This is a genomic window from Corallococcus macrosporus, assembly GCF_017302985.1.
GTDB lineage: Bacteria > Myxococcota > Myxococcia > Myxococcales > Myxococcaceae > Corallococcus > Corallococcus macrosporus_A.
On sequence record NZ_JAFIMU010000012.1, the window covers coordinates 84,363 to 107,504 of the forward strand.

The window sequence follows — 23,142 nt, forward strand, 5'->3', positions numbered from 1 at the left end:
GGGGACGCTAGAGGACCCCTCCTGCAACCTCAAGGCTCAGGGGCGCAGCAGCACCAGCTCCACGCGGCGGTTGAGCTCCCGGCCCCGGGGAATCAGGTTGGGGGCCTTGGGGCTGCGGTCGCCCAGGCCCACGGCCTCCACGCGGGAGGGGGCCACTCCGGCGCGGATCAGCATGTCCGCCACGGCGCGGGCGCGGGCGTCGGAGAGGCTCTGACGCGCGGGCTCGGGGACTTCCTTCGAGTCGGTGTGGCCCTCGATGCGCAGGCGGGCCTTCGGGTCGCGCACGAGCAGGTCCACCGCCAGGTCCAGGCCCGCGAGCGCCGTCTTCGCGGGCACGGGCTTCTTCTCTTCGAAGCTCAGGGGCTCGGGCAGCTCGATGCGGCCCTCCTGCACCTTGGCGGCCTTGGCGGCCTTGGGCGCGGGCACCAGCGCGAAGGCCAGTGACGCCTCGGCGCCGGCGCTCAGCTCCACCTGGCGCGTCTGCGCGAGGAACCCGTCCGCGATGAGGTCCACGGTGTACGCACCCGCGGACAGCGGCACGTCCTGCGGCTTGCGGCCGGGGACGGTGAGCTTCAGGGGCTCGCCGTTGCCGCGCACGAAGGCGGTGGCGTTGGTGGGCTTCTTCGACGTCACCTGGAGCCGCAGGCGGCTGGGCGCCACGGGCGTGCGCTCCACGGGCGGCGTCACGGAGACGACGGCCTGCGGGGGCTTCACGCCCGCGTCCGGCACGGCCGTGGGCTGGGTGACCTTCACCGGCGCGCCGGCGTCCACCGGGGACGGCTTCACGGGCGGGGGCGCGGTGGCGACGGTGGGCTCGTCCTTCAGCGGCTGGATCATCTCCGCGGTGACGGCGTGGGTGAGCTTGAGCTTGAGGCGCGGATCCGGCGCGTTGGGGACGACGGCGGGAGACGCCTTCACCACGACGCGCAGGCCGCGCTGGGTCTGGAAGCCGACGGACGCGGTGATCTTCCAGAGGAAGCCGTTGGTCTCGCTGAACAGGCTCCAGGAGCCGTTGGTGTACGTGACGCGCGAGACGAGGGTGTGCTCGCCGGGTTCGACCTTCAGGTTCGCGAGCCGGTGCACACCGGGCGCGTTGAGCTCCTCCAGCGACGGGACGGCGAGCGGTTCGCCATCCAGGAGGAAGTCGGTCTCCACGAGCCGGTAGCCGTCCTCGGGCTTGAAGCCGGCGAAGAGGACCTGCACCTCGGAGGGGGACTCGGGGACCATGTCGCGCAGCTGGCGTTCCAGCTCCGCGCGCACCTGTTCCTCGCGCGACGTTTCGGCCGCGAGCGCACCCGGGGCCAGGAGTCCGGCGAGGACCAGTGACCCGATCTTGAGGAAGGAGGAATCCACGAGGCGCCACGCAGCATGGCACAAGGCGCCCCGGGACGATGCAGGGATACAGCGCTGTAGAGGGAGCAGGCGGGCGCGACGGGCCTGTAGTGAGTCGGCGGGTTGACGGCTTCGCGGTGAATCCCCCGTTCCATCCAGTCCTGGCGCGGGGAGGCGGGGATGGATCATCCTGGCCGCGCATGGATCCGCGGCCTGACGCCCCACCGACGCCTGTCCCCTCCTCTCCCAGGGTGCCCGCCCGCTTTTCACGGCGGGCATGGGCCTGGAGCGCGGTGGGAGCGGTGGCGACGCTGGGGGTGCTGGCGGGGATGGTGCGGGTGGAGCGCTCGGCGCGAGGCTCGGTGCTACTCGAACAGGGCGAGTGGGTGGACGTCCCGGCGCCGGCCGAGGGGCGTGTGATGTCGGTGGACGTGGGGCTGAGCGAGCCGGTCCAGGCCGGGCAGGTGCTGGCGAGGCTGGAGACGGCGGCGGGGAGCGCGGAGGTGGTGGCGCCCCTGTCGGCGATGGTGGGCCGGTTGTCGGTGACGAAGGGGGCTCGGGTCACGGCGGGGCAGCCGGTGGCGGCGCTGTTGAATCAGGACACGCTGCCGTCGCTGCACGCGGTGTTCCCCGGCGAGTATCGGCCGGAGCTGGCCCCGGGCATGACGCTGGAGTACCAGCTGTCAGGGATGCCGGTCCCCTTCGAGGCGGTCATCGAGAAGGTGGAGACCCCGGAGGCCTCGCTCCAGTACGCGAAGGCGCAGCTGCCGGGCAGCGACGCGTTCGAACAGGGAGCGGTGCTGGTCCAGGCGCACGTGCCGTCCCGCAACTACGAACGGGACGGCAAGCAGCGCGTCTACAAGGACGGCATGAAGGGCCGGGCCCGGGTGAAGCTGGGAACCCAGCGGCTCATCGTCGCGTGGTTCCCGGGCCTGCGTGATGCGCTGCCGTGAGGCGGGCCTGGTCGCGCTCCTCGCGACCCTGACGTCTGGCTGTGGGGCGACGCGCCCCATCCCTGGGGTCGTTCAGGGCTCCACGGGGGACGCATTGGCGAGCATCCCAGGCCCCATGCCCGCCTTCGGCCCATTTGATTCGTTTTCGGATGCCCTGCAGGCCGCGTGTCCGCTCATCCTGGGCAAGCCGCAAGCCACTGCGGGCAGACCCACAGGACAGAACTTCCAGCTGCGCTGGCGCCTCTCTCGCGAGTACTGCGCCTGGCTCTATTACACGCCGGACCGGAAGTACGAGATGAGCATGCTCGCGGCTGGCGCGTTGCATGACGATCCCCAGAAGCGCACCTGTGCTCTTCCCGCGACGGTGGACGACGCGCGCTACGCACCAGGGAGCCTGGGTTACGTTTTCGTCCTCCACAACCATCCCTACGACAATGTGTTGTCGGACCGCGACATCCGGTTCATCGTCGACATGGCGGCCGAGCACGGTGTGACCGTGACGACGCATGCGGGTGAGGTTCCACTCTCCATCGTCGCCTTCTTCTCCCTCTCCGATAGCCTTGAGCATCCACCGTGTGACGGGTTCTTCCAGTACATCCCCGCGACCGGAGAGTTGTTGCGGTGGCTTCGAGGCGACGACGGATGGGGACGACAGGTCATTGGTCGGGTGGAGTGGCTGGACGGCACGCGCTATCGCATCGTGCGCGAATAGGGACACGGGCCTTCGTGACGGAGAATCGCGGACGATGAAGCCACGTGCGTCACTGCTGCTGATGGGGCTTGCCGTCGTCGGATGTGCTCGCGCGTTCGTCGCGGGCACTGCTCCGGTGCAGGATGACCGCTCTATCGTCTTCCCCCAGTTCTTCGAACAGGCCCCCGTCCAGGTCGGTGCGGCGGACACGCTTTTCGTCATCGATGGGACCGTGCTCCGGGCCCTGTCCCTGGCGGCGGATGACTTCCTGCCTCCGGAGCGGCCCGATACAGCGTGCGCTGACCGACGCGCCTCTCATGTCTTCAGGGTCACCCAGCGCGAAGACATCGTCTTCATCCGCATCGATGTGGACCCCGCGGCCTGCGGCGGCGCACGGCAGGGACTTGATTCTGGAGTGCGGTACGCCATCAGCCGAGATGGCCGCATCCTCCGGCGCGTCCTGGACGGCATGGAGCAGTACATCCCCACCACGGATGGCGGTGTCATGGAGAAGGCTGCGCCTGGCGTCTCGCCATCCTTCGACCCTGCGCACCCGCGTCCCCTGCCCTTCCTGGACGCCTCCAGGGACGCAGGCGGGCCTGACGCTCACGCGCCCTGACGCGAGAGCCGGCGCTCCAGGCGTTCCAGCCGGAGCTGGTGGTCCGCGGGAACCTCCACCGGGGCCGCCAGCCGCGCGTGGTACAGGGCCCGGGGCAGGTCCTTGAGGGAGTGCTCGTAGAGCTTCGTCAGCGACAGGTGCAGCACCGCGCCCTGGCCGGGCTTCGCGAACGTGAGCGCTCGCTGCAAATGCGCCACCGCCGTCTCGCAGTCGCCGGCACGGCGGCACAGGCGCGAGGCCAGCACCAGTGCTTCGATTCCCACCGGACCTCCGCTCTCCGCGGCGGCCTTCGCGAAGGTCAGCGCCCGCTCCGCGTCCCCTGCCCTTTCCGCCACCTGCGCGAAGCCGAGCAGATCCCTCGGGTCCTGGTGCTCCGTGCCTTCCGACTGGAAGCGGCGCACCAGATCGCCCATCAGCGCCGCCAGCAGAAGGATGTCCTTCTGGTTGTGCTCCAGCACCGGCACCAGCTCCGACCCGTCCGTGCCGCGCAGGAAGCGGAAGTACAGCTCGGGGATCTGCGAACCGTCCACGTCCCCGACCCGGTGATGCCCCAGCACCTTCGACTCCAGGTGCACGAGCCGGGCGCCCTCGCCCCGGTGCTTGAACACGCGCCGCGCGCAGTGCAGCAGGTCCAGGTGCGGCAGCTCCTTCGGCACCGGCACCCGGTTGAGCACGAAGCGCGTGCGGAGCAACGGCCAGTCGAAGCTCTTGCCGTTGTACGTGACCAGGCAGGACGACGACGCCATGCGCTCGGCCAGCAGGCGCAGCATGGGCGCCTCCTCCCCCATGCGCCGCAGGAAGAGCTGCTGCACGCGCATGGAGCGGCCCTCGAACCACCCCAGGCCCACCAGGAACGGCACCGTGCCCGTGCCTCCCGCGAGCCCCGTCGTCTCCGTGTCCAGCATCAGCATCCGCGTGAAGTCCACCGACTCCAGCTCCGGATGCAGCGCGAGCCCCGCCACCAGCCGCGCCTCCACGTCGAGCGCCGCCGCGACCGGCGCGATGCCGTGGCGGTGCTCTGGCGAGTACACCTGCTCAGCGACGTGCACCGTGCCGTGTGGTGTGGACCGCGCCTCCACCGGCAACGCCCGGGGCTCGGGGACCGGCTCCACCGCCCTCCGAGCCGACGCCGTGCCCTGACGCTCCGCCCAGAACGACAGCATCTGGCGCAGCGCTTCCACCCGCGGATCCGGGACACCGGGCTCCGCAATCCCACCCCGCTTCGCCGCGAACCGCCGCCGCGCCTCCTCGCGCAGGTCCACGAGCCCGCTCGAGCGCCCGACCTCTGCCGAGGGGATGTTCTCCGGCGGTGTCACCTCGACGGCGGGCTCACCCTCCCCGTCCATCGACAGGCGCTTGCGCAGCGCCTGCACCAGCACCTCCGCGACGGTCGTCGTCCCCGCCTCTTCCGCCGACGGAACCCGAGGCGCCTCCACCGCCGGTGTCTCCACCACGGGAGCCACCACGGTGTTCACGGGCGCCCGGGCCTGACTGCCGGGGCCCGCGCTGCTGAGTCGGGACAGCTTGCGCTTCAGGTCCATGCGCCGTCCGTGCTCCTCACTGCACCCCGGCGACGCCGAGCGCCGCCAGCAGGTCCAACGCCAACCGCTTGCGCGGATGCGATCCCGACGGTGCGCTGCCCGGCTGGCCGCCCGCCGCCGGCCCGATGCACGCCGGACACCCGTCCTCGCACGGACACGACTCCAGCAGCTTGCGCCCTCGCAGCAGCAGCTCCTCGCGCTGGTCGTACAGCCGCGCCGCCAGCCCCACGCCGCCGGGCACGTTGTCGTAGAGGAACAGCGTCGGATCGAAGCCCACGCCTCCCTCCTTGCGCGGCGGACCGTCCGGCTCGTCCTTGCTGCCCAGCGTGCGGCCCAGGTCGCGCGGGTCGCTCATCAACCCCACGCACGCCACCGTGCGCAGCGCCGAACCCAGGCCTCGCAGCGCGTCGATGACCGCGGGCCTCGGAGCATCCATCGAGCGCACCACCGCCTCCGGCACCGTCAGCCACAGCGCCGACGTGTGCATCTGCATCTCCGGCAGCCGCACGTCGCCGTAGCCCACGTTCTCGTGCGTGTGGAACTTGATCTTCTTGTAGCCGACCACCTTCTCGATGACCGACACCTCGCCCAGCCCCGCGTGCAGTGACGGCCCCAGCGGCGCGCCCTGGTCCTCCTGGATGACGCTCACGCGCACGTTCGTCATCGCGTCCGTGAAGTAGTCCGGCGCCACCTTGCGCACGAAGGCCTTGTGGTTCTCCAGGTCCAGCTGCTCCACCTGGTACTGCTCGGAGTCGTGCTGGTAGATGGCCTGCTCGTGCAGCTGCGTGTGCGCCGAGCGGAAGTCCATCTCCGCCAGCGTCTTGTCCGTGCCGCGCTCGATGACCACCACGTTGTCCCAGCCCACGCTGCGCAGGGACACGTGGTGCGCCGGGTACGCGTCCGACGACCAGTGGAACATCCGCCGCCCGCCCTCCGGCGCCTGCGACGGGTGCACCACCTGGTGCTGCGTGAGGAAGTCCAGCGCCTCCGTGGTGTTCTCCACCGGCACGTCGCCGAACGAGTCGCCTTCCTCGAAGGGCAGCTCGAACGCCGCGCACTTCAGGTGCTGGACCAGGATCTCCACGTTGTCCGGATCAATCCGCGCGTGCTCCACCGGTGCACCCGTGAGCGCGCGCGGATCCGCCGCGAAGTATTGATCCAGCGGCGCGCTGGACGTCACCAGCAGCGCCAGGCTCCCCATGCCGCGCCGGCCCGCTCGGCCGAAGCGCTGCGCCAGCGCCGCCACGGAGCCCGGGTAGCCCGCGCACACGACGGCATCCAGCGACCCGATGTCGATGCCCAGCTCCAGCGCGTTGGTGGCCACCACGCAGCGCACCTCGCCCGCGCGCATCGCGGCCTCCGTCGCGCGCCGGGTGCCCGGCAGGTAGCCGCCGCGGTAGCCCTGGATGAGGGACGGATCCAGCTTCTCCTCCACGAACCGGTCGCGGAGGTACTTGAGCATCACCTCCACGTTGTTGCGCGACTGGCCGAACAGCAGCGTGGACACCCCCGCGCGCACCAGGTCCGAGGTGAGCCGCACGGCGCTCTTGAGATAGCTGGCGCGGATGCCCAGCTCCGCGTTCACCACGGGCGGGTTGTAGACCATCACCCGGCGCTCACCGGACGGCGCGCCGCTCTCCGACACGAGCGCCACCTCGCGCCCCAGCATCCGCTCCGCGTGCGCCTTCGGATTCCCGATGGTCGCCGACGCCAGGATGAACGTGGGCGAAGCACCGTGGAACCGCGCCACCCGCTGAAGCCGCCGCAGCACGTTCGCCAGGTGCGAGCCGAAGACGCCCCGGTACGTGTGCAGCTCGTCGATGACGACGTAGCGCAGGTTCGCGAACAGCCGGGCCCAGTTCGCGTGGTGCGGCAGGATGCCCGTGTGCAGCATGTCCGGATTGGTGAGCACCACGCCCGCGCGCTCCCGGGCCGCCCGGCGCGCGTCGCCCGGCGTGTCGCCGTCGAAGGTGATGGCGCCGTGGCCCAGGCCCGCCTCGCGCATGAAGGCGCGCAGCGACTCTTCCTGGTCGCGCGACAGGGCCTTCGTGGGGAACAGGTAGAGCGCCCGCGCTTCCGGCTCGCGAGCGAAGCGGTCCAGGAGCGGCAGGTTGTAGCAGAGGCTCTTGCCGGACGCGGTCGGCGTGGCGATGACCAGGCTCTCCCCGTCGCGGGCCCGCTCGAAGGCCTCCGCCTGGTGGGAGAAGAGCTGTTCGACGCCACGGCGCTTGAGCGCGTCCCGGACCTGGGGGGACAGCCCCTCCGGCAGCGGCGCGAACACTCCGGCGCGAGCCGGCGTCACGGCGTCGTGGACGATGTTCGGCCACACCTGCCGGTCCGTCCGCCATCCCTGGAGGACGGCGTCCAGCCCGCGAGCCCCGGACCACGGCGTGCGGCGCGGGCCGGAGAAGGCCTCGGTTTCCTTCTCGGGCTTCATAGGGCCGGCCACTGTACAGACGTGTACCCGGAAGGACAACGCGCGTCAGGACCTGTCGCGCCGGTCCCCGAGGAAGCGACCACCCACCCTCCAGCGGGGTGGTAGCCCGGCCCCGGACGCCTACCTGGACCGACGGCCCCACAAGCCTCGACGCGCGTCCCGGGTGGACCCTAGTGTCCCGCGCCCGTGGCGCTCGCGATCTTCCTCTTCACGTACATCTTCATCGCCGGGGCGAGGCTGCCCTTCGTCAAGCTGGACCGTCCCGGAGGCGCGCTCTTGGGCGCCACGCTGATGGTCGTCGCCGGGGTCGTCACGCCCGCGGAGGTCTTCGGCCACAGCTCGGACCGGGGCCAGCAGGCCATCGACATGGACACCCTCGTCCTGCTGCTGGGGATGATGCTGCTGGCCGTGTACCTGGCGCAGGCGAACTTCTTCCGCGCCGCCGGGGCCAAGGCCCTCAAGGTCGCGCACACGCCCCGGCTGCTGCTGGTGGCCGTGACGTTCGTGAGCGCGTTCCTGTCCGCGTTCCTCGTCAACGACACCGTGTGCCTGTTCCTCACGCCGCTGGTGCTGGTGGTGGTGGAGGACGCGCGCCTGCCGCCCGTGCCGTACCTGCTGGCGGTGTGCATGGGCAGCAACAGCGGCTCCGTGGCCACGTTCACCGGCAACCCGCAGAACATGCTGATTCAAGGCGCGTCCGGCCTGGGCTACGCGCGGTTCGCCGCGTACATGGCGCTGCCCGCGGTGCTGTCCACCGCCATCGTCGCCGTGGCGCTCCTGTACCTCTTCCGCAAGGAGCTGCCGGCCGCGCGCTTCGACACGCATCCGCCCCCGCTGGAGGTGGACCGCCGGCTGCTCGCGCTGGGACTGGGGAGCCTCCTGGGCGTGGTGGTGGCGTTCTTCGCGGGCCTGCCCATGAGCTGGAGCGCGCTCGCGGGCGGCGTGCTGGTGATGTCGCTGTCCGGCCACGACTCGCGCGAGGCGCTGGAGCGCGTGGACTGGGTGCTGCTGCTCTTCTTCGCCAGCCTCTTCATCGTCGTGCACGGGGTGAACAAGGCGGGCTGGGCGGAGGAGATCCGCCAGCTGTTCTCCCCGCTGATGGCCGGGCCGCCGTGGCGCGAGACGCTGGGCTTCGCGGGCCTCACGCTCGTGGCGTCCAACCTCTTCAGCAACGTGCCCTTCGTGATGCTCGCGCGCGCGTGGGTGCCGGCGATGCAGGAGCCGGAGCTGGCGTGGCACGTGCTGGCGCTGGGCTCCACGCTGGCGGGCAACCTCACGCTGGTGGGCAGCGTGGCGAACCTCATCGTCTTCGAGGCCGCGCGCGGCAAGGTCCGGATGGGCTTCGTGGACTACCTGCGCGTCGGCGTGCCCGTGACGCTGATCAGCTTCGCCGTGGGGCTGGGCGTGCTCCTGGCCGAGCACGCCCTCTTCTAGACCGACGACTCGTTGCCTCAGCTACGCTCGACCAGGACGCCGTCTCCGTGCGCAGCGACCGAGACGTAGAAGGCGCGGAGCTTCTTGAAGAGCCCCTCGACAAAACTCCTCACCTCTTCCGTCGGCTCAATCCCGGAGTGCTTGTAGATATCGGGCGATTCTCCTACGGGAGGGCAGTGCCTCCATACGGACTCGAAGGGGAGCTCCTGCAACATGCGAGCGATGCGCTCCACCGTCTCCGGCCGCGTGTAGCGCAGAGGGACATCCTGTCCCGAGAGAACGTGCTCGGCGATGATGGCCTCACCCAGAATCGCCATGTCGGCCAGGGTGTCCGCTTCCGTGCCCGGCTCGTCCCTCCGGTGTGCTGACAGGAAGAAGTGGAGCAGGTCCCAGTCCCGAGCGAGAAACAGGTTGAGCGTTCTCAGGTCGGGGCGCACCCGACGGAGCTCGAGCACGAGCTCCCAGAGCGTGCGTTCGTCGGGCTCCATCGGCATGCGGCGCGAGGCCTCGCGGAGCTCCAGCTTGGGGTCCCCGAACATGCGTATGGCCATGAAGAGGATGGAGCCAACGGCCACGTCCGTCCGGGCCACCTCCAGCAGCACGGAGGATGCAGGAACGGCCTGATAAGTCATGTCGAATCCCATGGTTCCCCCCAGCTGCGCGGTACGCGCGGCGTCGTACGCGCGGTCAGCGTACCGGCGCTGACTCAGGAGGCAGCGCTCGGGGCGCGAAGGGAGTCAACAGGCTGACAGCAGCGGGAGAATGCCCGCCTCAGCCCAGGCCGGCCCCAGAACCTGTCCGACAGTCGGACAGGTTCTTGGCTCAGGGATCCGGATCCGGCAGCTCGCCCGGAGGCAGCTGACGCTCGGGCGGCGTGGGCGCGGCAGCCGGCGCGGGCGCCGGGGTGACGGCGGAGGGCACGGTGTCCGGCGCGGCGTTGCCGGTGGGGGCCGAGCCCTTGCGGTTCGCGGGCGTCAGGTCCTTCACGAACATGTCCGCGACCTTGTCCAGCAGCTCCGTCATGGCCAGGCGGAACAGCTCCGGCTCCTTGCCGACCTTGAACGGATCCAGGTGCGGGGCCTTCTGCTCCACCGCGTCCAGGTCGAACGGCCGGCGCCACAGCTCCGAGCGCCCGTCCAGCCGGAACATGCGCCCGTAACCCTTGAGGTAGGCCCCCGCGTGGCCATCCTCGCTGCGCATGCCGAAGTCCTGGATGACGAACTCCACGACGGTGTCCGCGCCCAGCGGGGCCATCAGGTCGTAGTCCGGCGCGTTCGCGGGCACCTCCTCCACGAGGAAGCTCTCCAGCGCGGAGGCCACCCGGGCCGGATCCACCGCGTCCGTCCACGGGGCCTCTTCCGGCAGGCGCGACAGGGTGGTGACGCGCAGGCGTTCGGAGAGCTCGAAGCGCGTGACGGCCTGCTGGAGCTTCACGGTGAGCCGGCGGTCCGCCTCCTTGGGCTCCAGCTTCTTGAGCTTGTCGGAGTACGCGCTGTCCTCCTGGAACACGCGGCTCTTGGGGCCCGCGCCATCCTCGATGCGGGAAATGAAGGCGGGCCGCTGGACCCGGTCCAGGTCCGCGCCGGACAGACGCTGCGACGCGCACCCGGCGGTGAAGGCGATGAGGACTGCCGCGAAAAGGAGTCTTCGGCTTCGCACCATGAGCCCAGGCTAACCCATCCCCGCCCCCCTGGCCTGTTTGCGACCCACCGAAAGCCTGGGGGGCGTCCGGCGCTGCTATGCTGCCCGGCCGTGAATCCTCCCCCTTCTGTTCCTCCCGGCCCGGGCCCCAACCGCAAGCGGCGGCTGGGAGAAATCCTGATGGACGCCGGCCTGCTCACCGAAACCCAGCTCCGCAGCGCGCTCGCCGAGCAGCGCAAGTGGGGCGGCCGGCTGGGCCTCACGCTGGTGCAGATGGGCGTCGTGGACGAAAGCTCCATGGTGCACGCCCTGTCGCGGCAGCTGGCCATCCCCACGGTGGACCTGGACACGCACGTCCCCGTCCCCCCCGCCCTCCAGGCCCTGCGCGTGGACATCGCCGAGCGCTACACCGTCTTCCCCATCGCCTACGAGCCCGGCGGCAAGACGCTCACGGTGGCCACGTCGGATCCGACCAACGTGGAGTCCCTCCAGGAGCTGGCCTTCCACTCCGGCCAGAAGCTCCAGGTGGTGGTGGCGACCGCGTCCTCCATCGAGCGCGCCATCCGGCACCACTACCACGGTGAGATCACCTCCACGGCCGCCACGCCGCTGAGCTTCGGCATGGACGAGGCCACCTTCGAGCTGGCCCCGCCGCAGGCCGAAAGCGCCCCTCCCCCGCGCGCCCCCACGCCGCCGCCGGTGGTGCGCGACGCGGAGCTGGCGTCGAAGGTGGAGGCGCTCACGCAGCAGGTGGCGGACCTGGAGCGCATGGTGGCGCAGCAGGCCCGCGTGATGCGCGCGATGATGGATGCGCTGGAGGCCCGGGGCGCGCTGACCCGCGAGGAGGTCCAGGCGAAGGCCCGGTGATCACGGCATGACGCTCCCCTTCTCCGAAAAGCTGAAGCTGGAGCTGACCGTCACCGCGGGCGAGCAGCCGTACGTCATCCCCGGCGGACAGGTGCGGGACTTCTCGCTGCGGATGACGCCCGCGGGCTTCCGCTGCTCGCTGACGTTCTGGACGGCGCTGGAGAAGGCGGACGCGGCGCTGTTCACCGCGTTCTGCAAGCCGGACCTGGTGCGGGTGCGGCTGGCGCTGTCCGCCGTGTTCGACCCGCCGCCCGCGCCGCTGGTGGTGCAGGGCATCGTCACGGAGAAGCGCGTCAGCGGCACCGCGCACGGCAACAAGGACAGCGTGGCGGTGGCCTTCCGCCAGTACACGGTGACCTTCGAGGACCCCGCGCGGGTGCTCTGGACGCAGCACCGCCCGGTGGAACTGCACACGGCGAAGAAGCTGTCGGACCTGCTGGACGCGCACAAGCCCGGCGGCCTGCTGCTCACCTACGACTGGGACGCGCTGGAAGAGAAGCACGCGATGGTGTGCCTGGGCATCGGCGACGACCACCCGGCCGCCAGCTTCTACGACTTCGTCCTCTGGTTCGTGGACACGCGCGGCGGCGTGCTCACGTACGACAGCCCCAAGGACACGTACACCTTCTCCGCGAAGAAGCCGGCCACGGGCACCGTCACCGGGCTCAGCCGCAAGCACGTGGCGCGCGTGGACGTGGAGATGCCGCCGGTCATCCGCCACAGCGCGCGGGTGCTCAACGGCTTCGGCGCGGGCGCCACCACGGTGGCGCTGGAGCAGTCCCAGGCGGTGGCGGGCATCCAGCACGACGTGCTCGTGCGCACGCCCATCGCGGCGGAGGCGGAGCAGCGTCAGTCGCTGGAGAAGGGACGCCTGCGCGTGAAGAAGCGGCGCCTGCGGCTGACGTTCCTCGACGTGCCGCCCATCGCGCTGCATCCGGGCGCGCTGATCAAGCTGGACGGCGCGCGGTGGAGCCCGGGCCTCGTGGGCCTGGGGGAGGACCTGCGCGTGGCGGAGCTGGCCTTCGACGGCGCGGGGCTCCAGGCCGGTCCGCACGATGGACAGCAGGAGGACATGGAGGGCTACTCGGTCACCCTGTCCGTGCTGCTGGAGCAGAAGTCGGATCCGGTGCCGGAGCTGCCCGCGTACCGGCCGCCCCGCTACCCCATCTACGTGGAGGGCAAGGTGCACAGCCCCGGCGGCGAGGCCACGGACCGCATCTACCTCCAGGTGGACGATCCGAAGACGTCCGTGACGAACTACCGGGTGACCATCCCGCTGTGGAACAAGACGGTGAGCGTGCCGGCGGAGCCCGGCCACTTCCCGGGGACGTTCTACTTCCCCCCGTACAAGAACGAGCGGGCGCTGGTGGCGCTGCACTTCGACCACGCGGACCTGCACCGCTACCTGGACTGGGGCGAGGGCGTGCGCATGCCCCAGGACAGCCAGGGCGATCAGCTCCTCTTCGGCAAGAACGGCGAGAACCAGACGGCGCTGACGCACGACTTCCAGGACAACAAGCCGGTGTGGAACCTGGGGCGGGTGAACTCCAACGACACGGAGGTCATCCGCCTGTCCGAAGGCCATCTCCTCATCCAGACGAAGGAGAACCCCGGCGCCGCGGCCACCACGCCCACCTATGACGTGACGCCGCAGGTGGAGACGGCCAAGGGCGACCTCACGGCGGGCGTGGACGGCGCGGTGAGCAACGCGACGGCGGCCTACAAGGAGTCCACGGCGGCGGTGAACGCGAAGCTGAACGCGGCGACGGAGGAGACGGGCGCGGCCCTCTCCGCCGCGGAGGCCCAGGTGAAGGGCAAGGCCGCCGAGTCCCGCGCGAAACTCACGGGCGCGCTCAACGGCCTGGACGGCCAGACGGGCGCCCTCGGTGGCGCCGCCGCGGATGCCAAGGCCGCGCTCGCGGGGCTGAAATGAACGAGCTGCGCGCGACGGTGGCGAAGCACAAGTCGACCGTGGAGGGCTTCGGCTCCGGCATCACGCCGCGCCTCTCCACCGCGAAGGGCGAAGTGGAGACCCTGGCCCAGGGCGTCGTGGAGCAGGTCGCCGCGCTGCGCCCGTCCATCTCCGGCTCACTGGGCGCGCTGCTCGCGCAGGTGAACGCGGCGAACGTGACGCTGACGGACCCCTCCCCCCGCTTCGACGCGCTCGCCACGGAGGTGCAGGGCCATCAGCAGACGCTGACGGCCTCCAGCACGACGGCGCGCACGAAGGCGGAGTCGCTGGGCCAGGAAGCGACGGCGAAGAGCCAGGGGCTGGAGGCGCAGGCGAAGTCATCCGCCGAGTCGTCCCAGGGCCAGCTCACCGCGCTCCAGCAGCAGGTGGCCCAGAAGTGCGACGCGGACAAGAAGTCCTTCGACGCGAAGCTCGCGAAGCGCAAGGGCTCCAAGGAGGAGACGGAGGCCCGCCGCGCGCAGGGATACGCGCTGATTGATCAGACCCGCTCGCAGCTCACGCAGGACCTCACGGGCGTGGGGTCGACGATCGCTGCGGCGCTGGCGGCGGTGCTGGTGCGGCTGGCGACGTCCCGCGACGCGGCGACGGGCCGGAGCACGCAGCTCACGTCCACCCTGGACGGCGCGGTGAAGGACCCCGTGAGCGCGCTGGCCACGCTGCACCAGGAGATCGTCAACGCGGGCAAGACGACGAAGGACGCCCACCAGCAGCAGCAGTCCGCGCTGGAGACGCAGCGCAAGTCACTGGTGGATCAGCTGATGGCCGCTGCCGCGGCGGCCGTGGCCATCGTGGACCCGCTGGACACCCAGGTGGCGCCGTCGCTGACGGCGGGCAAGACGCAGGCGGACGGGGCGCTGGACACGCTGGGCAAGACGATCGCCACACAGGTGGCCAGCGTCACGGCGCAGCTCACGGCGGTGGAGAAGCTCATCGACCAGGTGCAGAAGCAGGTGGAGTCCGCCATCACCACGGTGAGCGGCACCATCGATGGCCTGGTGCAGGGCGCGATCACGGCGGTGGAGACCCTCAAGGCGCCGCTGAAGGCGACGCTGGACGCGGCGTTCACCACGCTCGACACGCTGGTCGCGACGGTGAGCACCCTCAAGCAGCAGGTGATGGCGCTGTTCGAAGTCCTGCCCCAGAAGCTGGAGCAGCTTCAGACCCTCTTCCAGCAGATCGTCGGCTCGCTGGAGGCGCTGCTGGAGCGCGCCATGGGCCTCCTGGACGCCATCCCGGCCGCGGACCTGCCCAAGCCGCTGGTGAGCCCCGCGGTGCAGGGCATCACGCAGGTGGTGACGCAGATCACCACGCAACTGGGCACCCTCTCCTCCCAGGTGGGCACGCAGCTCAAGGCGGTGCAGGACACCATCGTGTCGCAGGTGGAGACGGTGCAGACGCAGGCGCAGACGCAGATCGACACGGCCACCACCCAGGCCGTGACGCAGATGGGCACGCTCACGGACTCCATCCTCCAGGCCATCGAGCAGGCCTCCGCGCAGGTGGGCCAGGTCGTCGCCGCGGCCGTCACGCAGATCGGCACCGTGAAGGACCAGGGCGTGCAGCAGATCCAGGCCATGAAGCAGCAGGTGGCCGCGCGGGTGACGCCGCTGGACACGCAGGTGCCCCAGCGGCTGGAGGCCCTGGACGCGCAGGTGGGCTCCGGCATCGATGCGGCCGTGCAGGGCATGCAGACGGCGAGGGACTCGGCGGAGGGCCAGGTGACGTCCGCGAAGGGCCGGCTGGACTCGCACCTGGGCACCACGAACACGTCCGTGACGGGCGGCCTGTCGTCGCTGGAGCAGGCCCGCACGGGCGCGGAGACGTCGCTCACCTCGCAGGCGGATCAGGCGCTCGCGGCCTTCAAGCAGCGCGCGGAGGGCCTGAAGTCAGGCGCCCAGACGCAGGTGGACTCCGTCTCCACCCAGGCCACGACGCAGAAGCCGCAGCTGCTCTCCCCGCTCGACGCGATTGGCGCCCAGCTCCAGGCGGGTGCCTTCGGGAAGCCGGTGACGGCGGCGAACGGCCGGGTGACGTCCGCGCTGAACGCGCTGGGGCCCCAGTTGGACGGCCTCGCGTCCTGACCTACTTGGGCGTCGCGACGGCTTCGGGCGCCTTGGGCGCTTCCGGGGCCTTGGGGGCTTCCGCTGGCGTGGACTCCTGGGCCGGCACGCCCTTGGGCAGGTCCGTGCGGATGCGGCTCTCCTGCAGCTCGATGTCCACCGACCTGGGCACCGGCACGTCCAGCAGCGCCTGCCACGCGCCGTTGGGCGTCGTGAAGAGGAAGCTCACCGCCACCGCCTGCTCCGGCGGCAGGGGGATCTTCACCTGCTTCGTGCGGCTCGGGTAGATGACCACCGTCTGGAGCACGGACTCGTCCGGGCTGATGACCTTGGCCGCGACGTCCGCGTAGCCCTCCGTCATCGTCGTCTTCGACACCGTGCGGATCAGCATGTACAGCGGCCGGCCCTGGTTGGTGCCCGCCGGCGCCCTGACGTTCACCGTCAGGCTGGGCGCCGCGCAGCTGCCCGCCACCACCGCTGTCACCAGACCCGCCGCCAGCCTCACGCCCTTCATGGCACCACCCCACGGAATGGCGCCCAAGGCTCGCCGCGCAACCCGAAGCTGATCTCCAGCACCTTCTCGTTCGCTGCCAGCCCACGCCCCGGCAGCACCCACACCACGTTTGACTGGTCCGTCAGCGTCGCGGACTCCAGCAGGCGGAAGCAGTTCCACGAAGACTCGGACATCTCCATGGAGCGGTAGCGCTTCCCGTCCCGCGACGGCGAGCGCAGCTCCACGCCGATGGACGACGGTTGCGGGCTCCACCAGCTCAGCGGGAACTCGCCCCACGCCGGCCGCTGGTTGAACCCGAACGACGCCGCGCCGCCGCACTTCAGGTACGACAGCGTCACGAAGCTGTCCGGCGTGGGCGCCGTCGGCAGCGGCAGCGGACGCACCTGCATCGGGATGGGCCGGGGCTTGCCTTCGTCATCCCACAGCAGCTTCGACAGGCGGCCCAGTTGGCCCAGCGCGGTGAGCATGCGCGGCGGCAGGAGCAGCCGCGACTTCAGCGGATAGCGCAGCGACCAGTCCGTCCCGCGCTCCTCCACCACCGGCGACAGCACCTGGGTGACGTACTGCCAGAAGGCTCCGTCCTTGCGGCGCAGCACCTCCAGCTCCACCGGGTCCACTTCCTGCGACGCGCTGGGGTTGAACGGGTAGCGCTTGATGAGCGGATCCAGCGTGCGGCGGGCCTGGTACGTCCACTGCTCCGCGATGACGCGCTCCAGCTCCGCGCGACCCCGGTTGCGCACGACGACGAAGGGCTGGCGGAACGGCAGTCGGAACTCGCCCACCAGGCCGTGCTGATCCAGCCACGCGTCCACCCGGCGCAGGTACGAGTCCTCCTCCTCCAGCAGCATGCTCAGCGCCACGCGTCCCACCGGCGACAGCATCTCCGCCAGCTGCGAGCCCGCCGAGGACGCCATCGCACCAGTGGGCGCCGCGGGATCCTTGGGCGCGGCGGGCTTCACCGGCGCGGGCTTCACCCCGGACAGCTCCTGCTGAAGCTGCGACACCAGCGTGGTGTAGGCCGCCAGCTCCGTGAGCGCACCGGCCTTGTCCGGCGTCATCAGCTGCACCACCGGCTTGAAGGGTGCCACCGCCTCGCGCATCGGCGCGTAGTACTCGCTGTCCAGCGGACCCACGCCCGCGCGGACCGCCACGTCGCGCAGCATGGCCTCCAGCGGGGAGGACGGCTGCAGCAGCACGGACAGGTCGCTGGCCAGCGAGCCGCGCGGCGTGGTGCGGAAGCGGTAGCCCCGGTAGGTGGCGTAGAGGTCCTGGCCGTAGCGCTTCGCGAACGTCTCCACCTTGCCCTGCACGAAGGTGGCGCGCTCCACGGCCTCCTCGCGCGACAGGCTCGACTTGGCCAGCCGCTCGGTGAACTCGTCCACCAGGGGGCTCAGCTGCGCGTCGAAGGCGGCCTTGCCCAGCACCTTGCCCACCACCGGGGCCTGGCCGCTGGTGAACTCCGTCTCGTCGTCCCCCACTCCCTCGGAGGCGACCTCGGACGTCGTCTCACCCGTGCGCGGGTTGAGCGCGTTGCCGTCGAACGGCGAGCGGCCCGTCTCCTTCAGCGTGCGCAGCACCTTGTCCAGCAGCTGCCGCGACACGTCCATCGGGCGGAACTCGTAGTCGCGCCGCAGCACCTCCACCTGGTAGCGCGCGTCGCCGTCGCTGGGGGCGAAGAGGCCGTCCGCGCGGGTGAGCAGCTGCGCGGGCGTCATGCGGGAGGCAGCGCGCAGGGCGGCGTCCGCTTCGTCCTCCATGCGCAGGATGGCCTCCAGCGTCTGGCGGTTCTGGCGCAGCCAGTCCAGCGAGTCCAGCAGGCTGCCCACGCCCTTGAGCTGGCTTGCGTCCGGCTCCGCGTCCGACGCGTTGATGAGGTCCATCACCTTCCGCGCGGAGCTGTAAGGCGCCGTCTCCGCCAGCGAGGCGCGCAGCCGCTCACGGTCGTCGGCCAGCGCGCGCCACCGGGCCAGGTCCAGCTCCTTCGCGGCCAGCACGTCCTGCAGCTGCGTGAAGTGCTCGCGCCACGGGCCCAGCAGGCCGTCCATCGTCAGGTAGGCGAAGGGCCAGCGCGTCCAGGGGACGTTCTCATCGAAGGGCTTGTCGCTGGCGATGACGTAGTTGGCGATCATCGGCTCCGCGAGGCCCATCGCATCCAGCCAGTTGGGCTCCTGGTCCGCGCCGGACAGGCTCAACCCGAAGGCCTCCGCCGTCCAACCGAGCTGCTTCTTGTGCGCGCCGTGCACGCTGTGCAGCACGAACTGGCCCAGGTCCTCGTTGCGCGAGGCGTAGAGCACGCCCAGCGTGTAGAGCACCTGCTCCGGACGGCAGAGCGTCTCCTGGTGGCAGCCGTCGTCCACCGCCCGCGACGGGGTCAGCGGCGTGGCGCGCGTGCCCCGGCTGGTGAACGCGGGCGCGGGCTGGCAGCCGGGAATCTCGCTGGCGCATCGCCGGCACTGGTCCTGGCACTTCTCCAGCATCGGCTTCAGGTAGGACATCCGGATGCTGCGCGCGAGCCGGGCCCGCAGCTCCTCCCACTCGTCGGTGAAGCTGTGGGCCAGGGGCGGCCAGTAGCGCGTGGCGCCCCAGAGGTCCTCCATGGCGCGCACCGCTTCGTTCGTCTGGGACTCCACCACGGAGCCGGACACGCTCTGGTTGCGCTCCTCCAGCCGCTGCACCGTCACCTGGAACGCGTCCAGCTTGTCCTGTGCGCGCAGGAGCAGCCGGTAGAAGTGCGCGTAGGCCAGCAGCACCGGCAGGCAGCACACCGCGACGATGGCCGCGCACCGGCGCAGGTGCGTCCAGCGGTAGTCCCGGACCAGCCGCTCCACGGGTTGATCCGCCCGCACCGCCAGCGCCCCGGTGGGCTGCGCGTCCTTCTCCTTCGACGTCAGGTAGATGCGCTGGAGGTTCAGCGGATACGCCAGCGAGCCGCCCTCCACCAGCGTGGACACGAAGCGCCCCAGCACCGCGAACGCCTCGCCGCCGCGCGAGTAGAAGGACGCCAGCCGCTCGAACGCGTCCGGCGCCAGGGAGGTGAGCCCCAGCGCCAGGTACTTCTCCATGGGCTGGAGCGCGTTCGCCAGCTCCCCTTCCCTGCCGGCCGGCGGCACCGCCAGTTGGAGCGGGACGCCGTTGGCGCGCAGGAGCTGCGCGAAGTCCGCGTAGCCGTCCAGCGTGTCCATGTGCGTGAGGACCAGCCGCGTCTCCACGGGCGCCTGGCACACCTCCGACAGGAGGTTGAGCTTGCCGCGCAGGAGCTGGGTGACGCGCTTCACCTCGTCCGGCGAGGTCTCCAGCAGCCAGCCCACCTTCAGGACGATGACGGCGCGGCCCACGTGCTTGCGCCCGAAGGTGGCCTTCCACAGCCGGCGCAGCGCGCGCCGCGCGTGGTGCGAGTCGTCCTCCAGCACGGGCGCGGACAGCTCCTGCACGACGACTTCCGGCCCCAGGAAGATCTTGAGGAGCGGGTCGTCCGTGTAGCTGGGCATGAACTGGCGCTGCTGCCGCTCCCAGTCCACCTCCGCCTCGATGAGGTCCGACTTGCCGCTGCCCGCGGGGCCCAGCACCACCAGCGTGGGGAAGTCCCGCACGGACGCGCGGAAGCGCCACGGCAGCTTCGCCAGGAACTGCTTGCGGATGGCCAGCAGCTGTCCCGACGCCAGCGGCTTCTGCTCGCCCGCGAGCGCCGGACCGCGCTGCTTGTGCTTGCGCCACCACAGCGTCACGCCCACGCCAATGGCCGCGAGCAGCACCACGATGCCCAGCACGAGCACCCAGTGGGCCTTCAACGCGGCCAGGATGGACTGGATCACGCCCACGGTCAGCCGCCACTCCTTCCGGCCGGCTTCACGGCGAGCTGGAGCGCTTCCAGCACGTCCTCCGCCTCTTCCAGCGTGGCGGTGAGCTTCGCGCGCAGCTTCTCCTGCTCCGGAGGCGACGGCAGCATCCCGTCCCCAGGCGGATCCAGCGCCACCAGCCCCTCACGCACGGAGTCCAGCAGCGGCTGCACGCCCTCGCGCAGGGAGCCCAGCTCCGCGCCCACCTGCTGCTCCAGCGCGTCCAGCAGCGCGAGCGCCTTGGGTGGAGCCTTGGGCGCTGTCGCGGGAGCACGGCCGTCGCGTGTCGGGAAGGGCCTCAATTGGAGACCCACCACAGGAAGATGGGCAGCCCCAGGACGATGGCGGCCGTCACGGCGTAGTAGTGCACCGGGAAGTCGTAGACGGTGGGCACCGAGGACGGCACCACCGGCGCGGGCGGCGCCAGGGCGGCCGGCTGCGGGATGCGCTCGGAGAGGCGCTTCGACACATCGCGGATGCGCTCCGGCTGCCCCACGAGGCGGCCGGTGAAGCCCGCGGCCAGGCAGAAGCGGATCATCTCGAAGACGATGGTGGGGGTGTCATTGCGACGCAACTTCTCTTCCACGAAGTCGTAGAAGAGGTCGCCACCGGAGTCGACCTGGAACAGGTTCTGCTGCAGGAGCGGCCAGAGATGTTGCTCCGCGTCCGACAGCCGCCGCAGCACCCACTCATCCAGGAAGAAGACGAAGGGACGGATCAGATCCTCCACTTCGTCCGGAGTCATGTCCGCGCCGAACGCGGCGCGCAGGCGCTCCAGTTCCACCATGAGCGCCTGCTCCAGGTGGCCCAGGGCCTCCTGCCCCACCCTGCCCTGCGGACGGCGCGCACCCGGGGCCGGCTCGGCGGGCAGGGCCCGGTCGAGGAGCTGACGCACGCGACGCTGCGTGGCCAGGAGTGCGTTCCAATGCTCCAGTTTCATGCGTGTGTTTGACTATGTTGGAAGCTGTAGCGGCCCCAACCCGGCCACCGAGGCCTTGAGCTCGACGGTCGCCTCGTTGTTCCAAGCATCAAGCAGGTCCCTCAACTGCTCAAGAAAGCAGATGACGACAGGCTCGAAGCTCTGGTCGAAGGGCTCCATCACGGCCTCGTAGGCGTGGCGGATCCCCGAACCCTTGAGCGCGCTGTCGGGCACCACACTGAACTTCAACTCCTTGAGCCACGGAAGGACGCGGCGGAACGGGCTCTCCGCGGGGGTCCCCAGGTGACCCAGCAGGGCGACCACCTCGTCCCGGCCCAGCGTGGGCTTCGCCTTCCATGCGAGGAATTGCGTCAACGCCTCGACATCATCCCGTAGCACGCTGTCGCGGTGGGGCTGGAGGCTGCCCACCGTCTGCCATTTCAGGCCCTCGATGTGACGGCCCGGCACGGACACCTCCACCCTGCCCGCCGCCTGCGCGGAGAACTGCGGCTGGTGCCACAGCGCCTCCAACACGATCTTGCGCGGCGCCGTGAACGCCTCCGGCATGCGCACGATGAGGCTCTGCCGGGACGTGAGCTTCTCGTCGAAGGTCTCGTCCACCTCGTAGCTGGGGCCCTTGCCGGGCAGGAACGCGGGCCGCAGCGGGGACAGGCCCGCCTTGGTCATCTCGAAGACGCCCGTCACCGAGTGCAGGCTGAACTCGCGCCCCGCGCTCATGCTGAGGATGGGGTGCTCCGCGCGCGTGCCGTCCGCCACCACCACCTGCGCGGGCTCCGCCTTCAGGTTCACCACCGGCACGGTGAAGAGCTGGAAGAAGTCCGGGTGCAGCGAGCGCCCCACCGTCCAGTCCTTGTCCAGGTCCAGGCAGAGGCAGAAGCGCATCCAGGAGCTGCCGCGCGGCGGCGGCACCTTCACGTGCACGAAGAGCTGCTGTTCCGGGAACTGGAAGAACGCGCGCAGGCGCTGGAACGGGTGCGCGTAGAGGCCGCCGTCGTCCGGCGCGGGCGGGTCCCGGTTGAAGGACACCTCGCAGGGGCTGCCCACGGAGTGCTCATCCGCCTGTTCGTCGTAGACGACGCTCACCTGCTTCAGGTGCTTGCGCAGCGCGTGGAACACCGCCAGCGACGAGCGGTACTCGTCCAGGTGCCGCACGTGCAGGCTGAGCACGTCGATGGGGTCCTTGCGCGCGAAGCGGGACTCGAAGCGCAGGATGAGCCGGTGGCCGCTTCGCACCTGCGGCACCACGTCCGTACCCTTGAGGAAGATGGGCAGCACGCGCAGGTCGCGCTGGAGGCGGAAGGAGCCCGCCACCCCTTCCGCGGGCGTCAGCCGCAGCTCCGTGCCCCGGGTGAGGAGCACCGGCTCCACCATCTTCTCCGTGGGCACGGCCTGCGCCATGGCGGCGGCGGGCACGGGCTCCAGGAGGAAGTCGAAGAAGCCCGCGAACAGCCGGCGCCAGGTGGAGCGCAGGTTGTGCAGCGTGGCGTGCCGCGTCTGCACGGAGAAGAACGCCATCGCCTCGATGAGGCGGCGCACGTCCGGGTCCTCGCGGTCCAACGGAGCCGCCGGGTGCCGCTCCTGGAAGCGCTGCCGGAAGCGCTCCAGCCCGTCCAGCTCCGACAGGAAGTCCAGGTAGATCTTCTCGGAGAAGTCCTTCACCGCCCGCTCTCCCGCCGTACGTCCGTTGTTGCCATGTGTTCCGTCAGCCCAGCTTCACCAGCGTGCCGCCCACGCTGGTGATGGAGCCCTTCAGGTTCGCCATGCCGCTGCTCTCCAGGTCGAGCTTGCCGGTGCCGGACACCTTGGTCATCGCGCCGGACATCTCCGCCTGGGACTTGCCGGCCAATTTCAGCGTCATGCCGTCCACCTTCGCCTCGCCGCCGGACGTCACCATCTCCGCGCCCGCGTTGCCCTTCATGGCCAGCTTGGACGTGGCCTCGATGTTCACGTTGGCGCTGGAGGACAGCTTCGCGTCGCTGGTGGCCGTCTGGGTGAGCTTGGCGCTGGACGTGAGCGTCATGTCCTTGGTGCTCTCCACCGTGAGCGTGTCCTGGCTGGTCCACTTGGAGACGCCCTTGGACTTCATCGTGAGGGTCTGCGTGTCGAAGGTGAGGTCCTTCACCGTCACGACGATGCTGTCCTGCTTCTGCACGATGGTGCTCGTCTCCTGCTGGCCCTTCACCGTGATGGTGATGCTGGTGCCGTCCATGACGACGGTCTGGGTGATCTGATCATCCGCGTTGTCGACCTGGACGGTGATGCCCTTCACCTTGTCCAGCTCGATCTTGCAAACCAGCGTGCCCAT

The 23,142-nt window shown here is 70.5% G+C and carries 18 protein-coding genes; 7 read left to right on the top strand and 11 right to left on the bottom strand.

The window, feature by feature from the left end:
* Positions 1 to 36: 36 nt before the first annotated feature.
* Positions 37 to 1,353, bottom strand: a complete 1,317-nt coding sequence (locus JYK02_RS33375) for an OmpA family protein (RefSeq protein WP_207056959.1) — start codon at positions 1,351 to 1,353, stop codon at positions 37 to 39.
* 281 nt (positions 1,354 to 1,634) lie between these two features.
* On the opposite strand from JYK02_RS33375, the gene JYK02_RS33380 reads away from it, so the two are divergent.
* The 3 genes from JYK02_RS33380 (at position 1,635) to JYK02_RS33390 (ending at position 3,595) form a co-directional block, all read left to right on the top strand.
* Positions 1,635 to 2,285 (top strand): biotin/lipoyl-containing protein, encoded by a 651-nt coding sequence (locus JYK02_RS33380; protein WP_207056960.1) that lies wholly within the window; start codon positions 1,635 to 1,637, stop codon positions 2,283 to 2,285.
* Between the two features lie 115 nt (positions 2,286 to 2,400).
* A complete protein-coding gene (locus tag JYK02_RS33385; RefSeq protein WP_207056961.1) occupies positions 2,401 to 2,997 on the top strand; it encodes a hypothetical protein in 597 nt (198 codons plus the stop codon).
* Between the two features lie 34 nt (positions 2,998 to 3,031).
* Positions 3,032 to 3,595: a hypothetical protein gene (locus tag JYK02_RS33390; RefSeq protein ID WP_207056962.1), complete on the top strand. Its 564-nt coding sequence runs from the start codon at positions 3,032 to 3,034 to the stop codon at positions 3,593 to 3,595.
* Here JYK02_RS33390 and JYK02_RS40615 read toward each other — a convergent pair.
* Positions 3,583 to 5,136: a ribonuclease H-like domain-containing protein gene (locus JYK02_RS40615; RefSeq protein ID WP_207056963.1), complete on the bottom strand. Its 1,554-nt coding sequence runs from the start codon at positions 5,134 to 5,136 to the stop codon at positions 3,583 to 3,585. The two genes, JYK02_RS33390 and JYK02_RS40615, sit on opposite strands and share 13 nt — an antisense overlap.
* A gap of 16 nt (positions 5,137 to 5,152) precedes the next feature.
* Positions 5,153 to 7,573: a DEAD/DEAH box helicase gene (locus JYK02_RS33400; RefSeq protein WP_207056964.1), complete on the bottom strand. Its 2,421-nt coding sequence runs from the start codon at positions 7,571 to 7,573 to the stop codon at positions 5,153 to 5,155.
* Positions 7,574 to 7,759: 186 nt separating this feature from the next.
* Between JYK02_RS33400 and JYK02_RS33405 the strand changes: the two genes are divergently transcribed.
* Positions 7,760 to 9,007: an SLC13 family permease gene (locus tag JYK02_RS33405; RefSeq protein ID WP_207056965.1), complete on the top strand. Its 1,248-nt coding sequence runs from the start codon at positions 7,760 to 7,762 to the stop codon at positions 9,005 to 9,007.
* 17 nt (positions 9,008 to 9,024) lie between these two features.
* On the opposite strand, the gene JYK02_RS33410 is transcribed toward JYK02_RS33405, so the two are convergent.
* Positions 9,025 to 9,651, bottom strand: a complete 627-nt coding sequence (locus JYK02_RS33410; protein ID WP_207056966.1) for a DUF1877 family protein — start codon at positions 9,649 to 9,651, stop codon at positions 9,025 to 9,027.
* A 178-nt stretch (positions 9,652 to 9,829) separates the two neighbouring features.
* Positions 9,830 to 10,669 carry a hypothetical protein gene (locus JYK02_RS33415; RefSeq protein WP_207056967.1) on the bottom strand — a complete coding sequence of 280 codons (840 nt, stop codon included), beginning with the start codon at positions 10,667 to 10,669 and terminating at the stop codon, positions 9,830 to 9,832.
* A 90-nt stretch (positions 10,670 to 10,759) separates the two neighbouring features.
* On the opposite strand from JYK02_RS33415, the gene JYK02_RS33420 reads away from it, so the two are divergent.
* From JYK02_RS33420 to JYK02_RS33430, 3 genes are read left to right on the top strand one after another with little or no spacing between them, the layout of a single operon-like run.
* Positions 10,760 to 11,515: a hypothetical protein gene (locus JYK02_RS33420; RefSeq protein WP_347402642.1), complete on the top strand. Its 756-nt coding sequence runs from the start codon at positions 10,760 to 10,762 to the stop codon at positions 11,513 to 11,515.
* Positions 11,516 to 11,522: 7 nt separating this feature from the next.
* Positions 11,523 to 13,448 carry a hypothetical protein gene (locus JYK02_RS33425; RefSeq protein WP_207056968.1) on the top strand — a complete coding sequence of 642 codons (1,926 nt, stop codon included), beginning with the start codon at positions 11,523 to 11,525 and terminating at the stop codon, positions 13,446 to 13,448.
* Positions 13,445 to 15,568 carry a hypothetical protein gene (locus tag JYK02_RS33430; RefSeq protein WP_207056969.1) on the top strand — a complete coding sequence of 708 codons (2,124 nt, stop codon included), beginning with the start codon at positions 13,445 to 13,447 and terminating at the stop codon, positions 15,566 to 15,568. Before JYK02_RS33425 ends, JYK02_RS33430 begins: the two co-directional genes overlap by 4 nt.
* A 1-nt stretch (position 15,569) precedes the next feature.
* On the opposite strand, the gene JYK02_RS33435 is transcribed toward JYK02_RS33430, so the two are convergent.
* Genes JYK02_RS33435 through JYK02_RS33460 form a run of 6 tightly spaced genes read right to left on the bottom strand, consistent with a single transcriptional unit; the run spans position 15,570 to position 23,142 of the window.
* Positions 15,570 to 16,061, bottom strand: a complete 492-nt coding sequence (locus JYK02_RS33435; RefSeq protein WP_207056970.1) for a hypothetical protein — start codon at positions 16,059 to 16,061, stop codon at positions 15,570 to 15,572.
* On the bottom strand, positions 16,058 to 19,879 hold the full coding sequence (locus tag JYK02_RS33440) for a type VI secretion IcmF C-terminal domain-containing protein (protein WP_207056971.1): 3,822 nt from the start codon (positions 19,877 to 19,879) through the stop codon (positions 16,058 to 16,060). Before JYK02_RS33440 ends, JYK02_RS33435 begins: the two co-directional genes overlap by 4 nt.
* A gap of 2 nt (positions 19,880 to 19,881) precedes the next feature.
* Positions 19,882 to 20,199: a hypothetical protein gene (locus JYK02_RS33445; protein WP_242589501.1), complete on the bottom strand. Its 318-nt coding sequence runs from the start codon at positions 20,197 to 20,199 to the stop codon at positions 19,882 to 19,884.
* A complete protein-coding gene (locus JYK02_RS33450; protein WP_207056972.1) occupies positions 20,196 to 20,837 on the bottom strand; it encodes a DotU family type IV/VI secretion system protein in 642 nt (213 codons plus the stop codon). Before JYK02_RS33450 ends, JYK02_RS33445 begins: the two co-directional genes overlap by 4 nt.
* 12 nt (positions 20,838 to 20,849) lie before the next feature.
* On the bottom strand, positions 20,850 to 22,496 hold the full coding sequence (locus JYK02_RS33455; RefSeq protein WP_207056973.1) for a type VI secretion system baseplate subunit TssF: 1,647 nt from the start codon (positions 22,494 to 22,496) through the stop codon (positions 20,850 to 20,852).
* Positions 22,497 to 22,539: 43 nt separating this feature from the next.
* Positions 22,540 to 23,142, bottom strand: a complete 603-nt coding sequence (locus JYK02_RS33460; protein ID WP_207056974.1) for a hypothetical protein — start codon at positions 23,140 to 23,142, stop codon at positions 22,540 to 22,542.

What these genes read in the sequence shown, in the direction of transcription:
- JYK02_RS33450 (WP_207056972.1), bottom strand. Translation starts at nt 20,837, where the DNA reads ATGAAACTGGAGCATTGGAACGCACTCCTGGCCACGCAGCGTCGCGTG.
- JYK02_RS33435 (WP_207056970.1), bottom strand. Translation starts at nt 16,061, where the DNA reads ATGAAGGGCGTGAGGCTGGCGGCGGGTCTGGTGACAGCGGTGGTGGCG.
- JYK02_RS33430 (WP_207056969.1), top strand. Translation starts at nt 13,445, where the DNA reads ATGAACGAGCTGCGCGCGACGGTGGCGAAGCACAAGTCGACCGTGGAG.
- JYK02_RS33400 (WP_207056964.1), bottom strand. Translation starts at nt 7,573, where the DNA reads ATGAAGCCCGAGAAGGAAACCGAGGCCTTCTCCGGCCCGCGCCGCACG.
- JYK02_RS33385 (WP_207056961.1), top strand. Translation starts at nt 2,401, where the DNA reads ATGCCCGCCTTCGGCCCATTTGATTCGTTTTCGGATGCCCTGCAGGCC.
- JYK02_RS33410 (WP_207056966.1), bottom strand. Translation starts at nt 9,651, where the DNA reads ATGGGATTCGACATGACTTATCAGGCCGTTCCTGCATCCTCCGTGCTG.
- JYK02_RS33415 (WP_207056967.1), bottom strand. Translation starts at nt 10,669, where the DNA reads ATGGTGCGAAGCCGAAGACTCCTTTTCGCGGCAGTCCTCATCGCCTTC.
- JYK02_RS33425 (WP_207056968.1), top strand. Translation starts at nt 11,523, where the DNA reads ATGACGCTCCCCTTCTCCGAAAAGCTGAAGCTGGAGCTGACCGTCACC.
- JYK02_RS40615 (WP_207056963.1), bottom strand. Translation starts at nt 5,136, where the DNA reads ATGGACCTGAAGCGCAAGCTGTCCCGACTCAGCAGCGCGGGCCCCGGC.
- JYK02_RS33390 (WP_207056962.1), top strand. Translation starts at nt 3,032, where the DNA reads ATGAAGCCACGTGCGTCACTGCTGCTGATGGGGCTTGCCGTCGTCGGA.
- JYK02_RS33460 (WP_207056974.1), bottom strand. Translation starts at nt 23,142, where the DNA reads ATGGGCACGCTGGTTTGCAAGATCGAGCTGGACAAGGTGAAGGGCATC.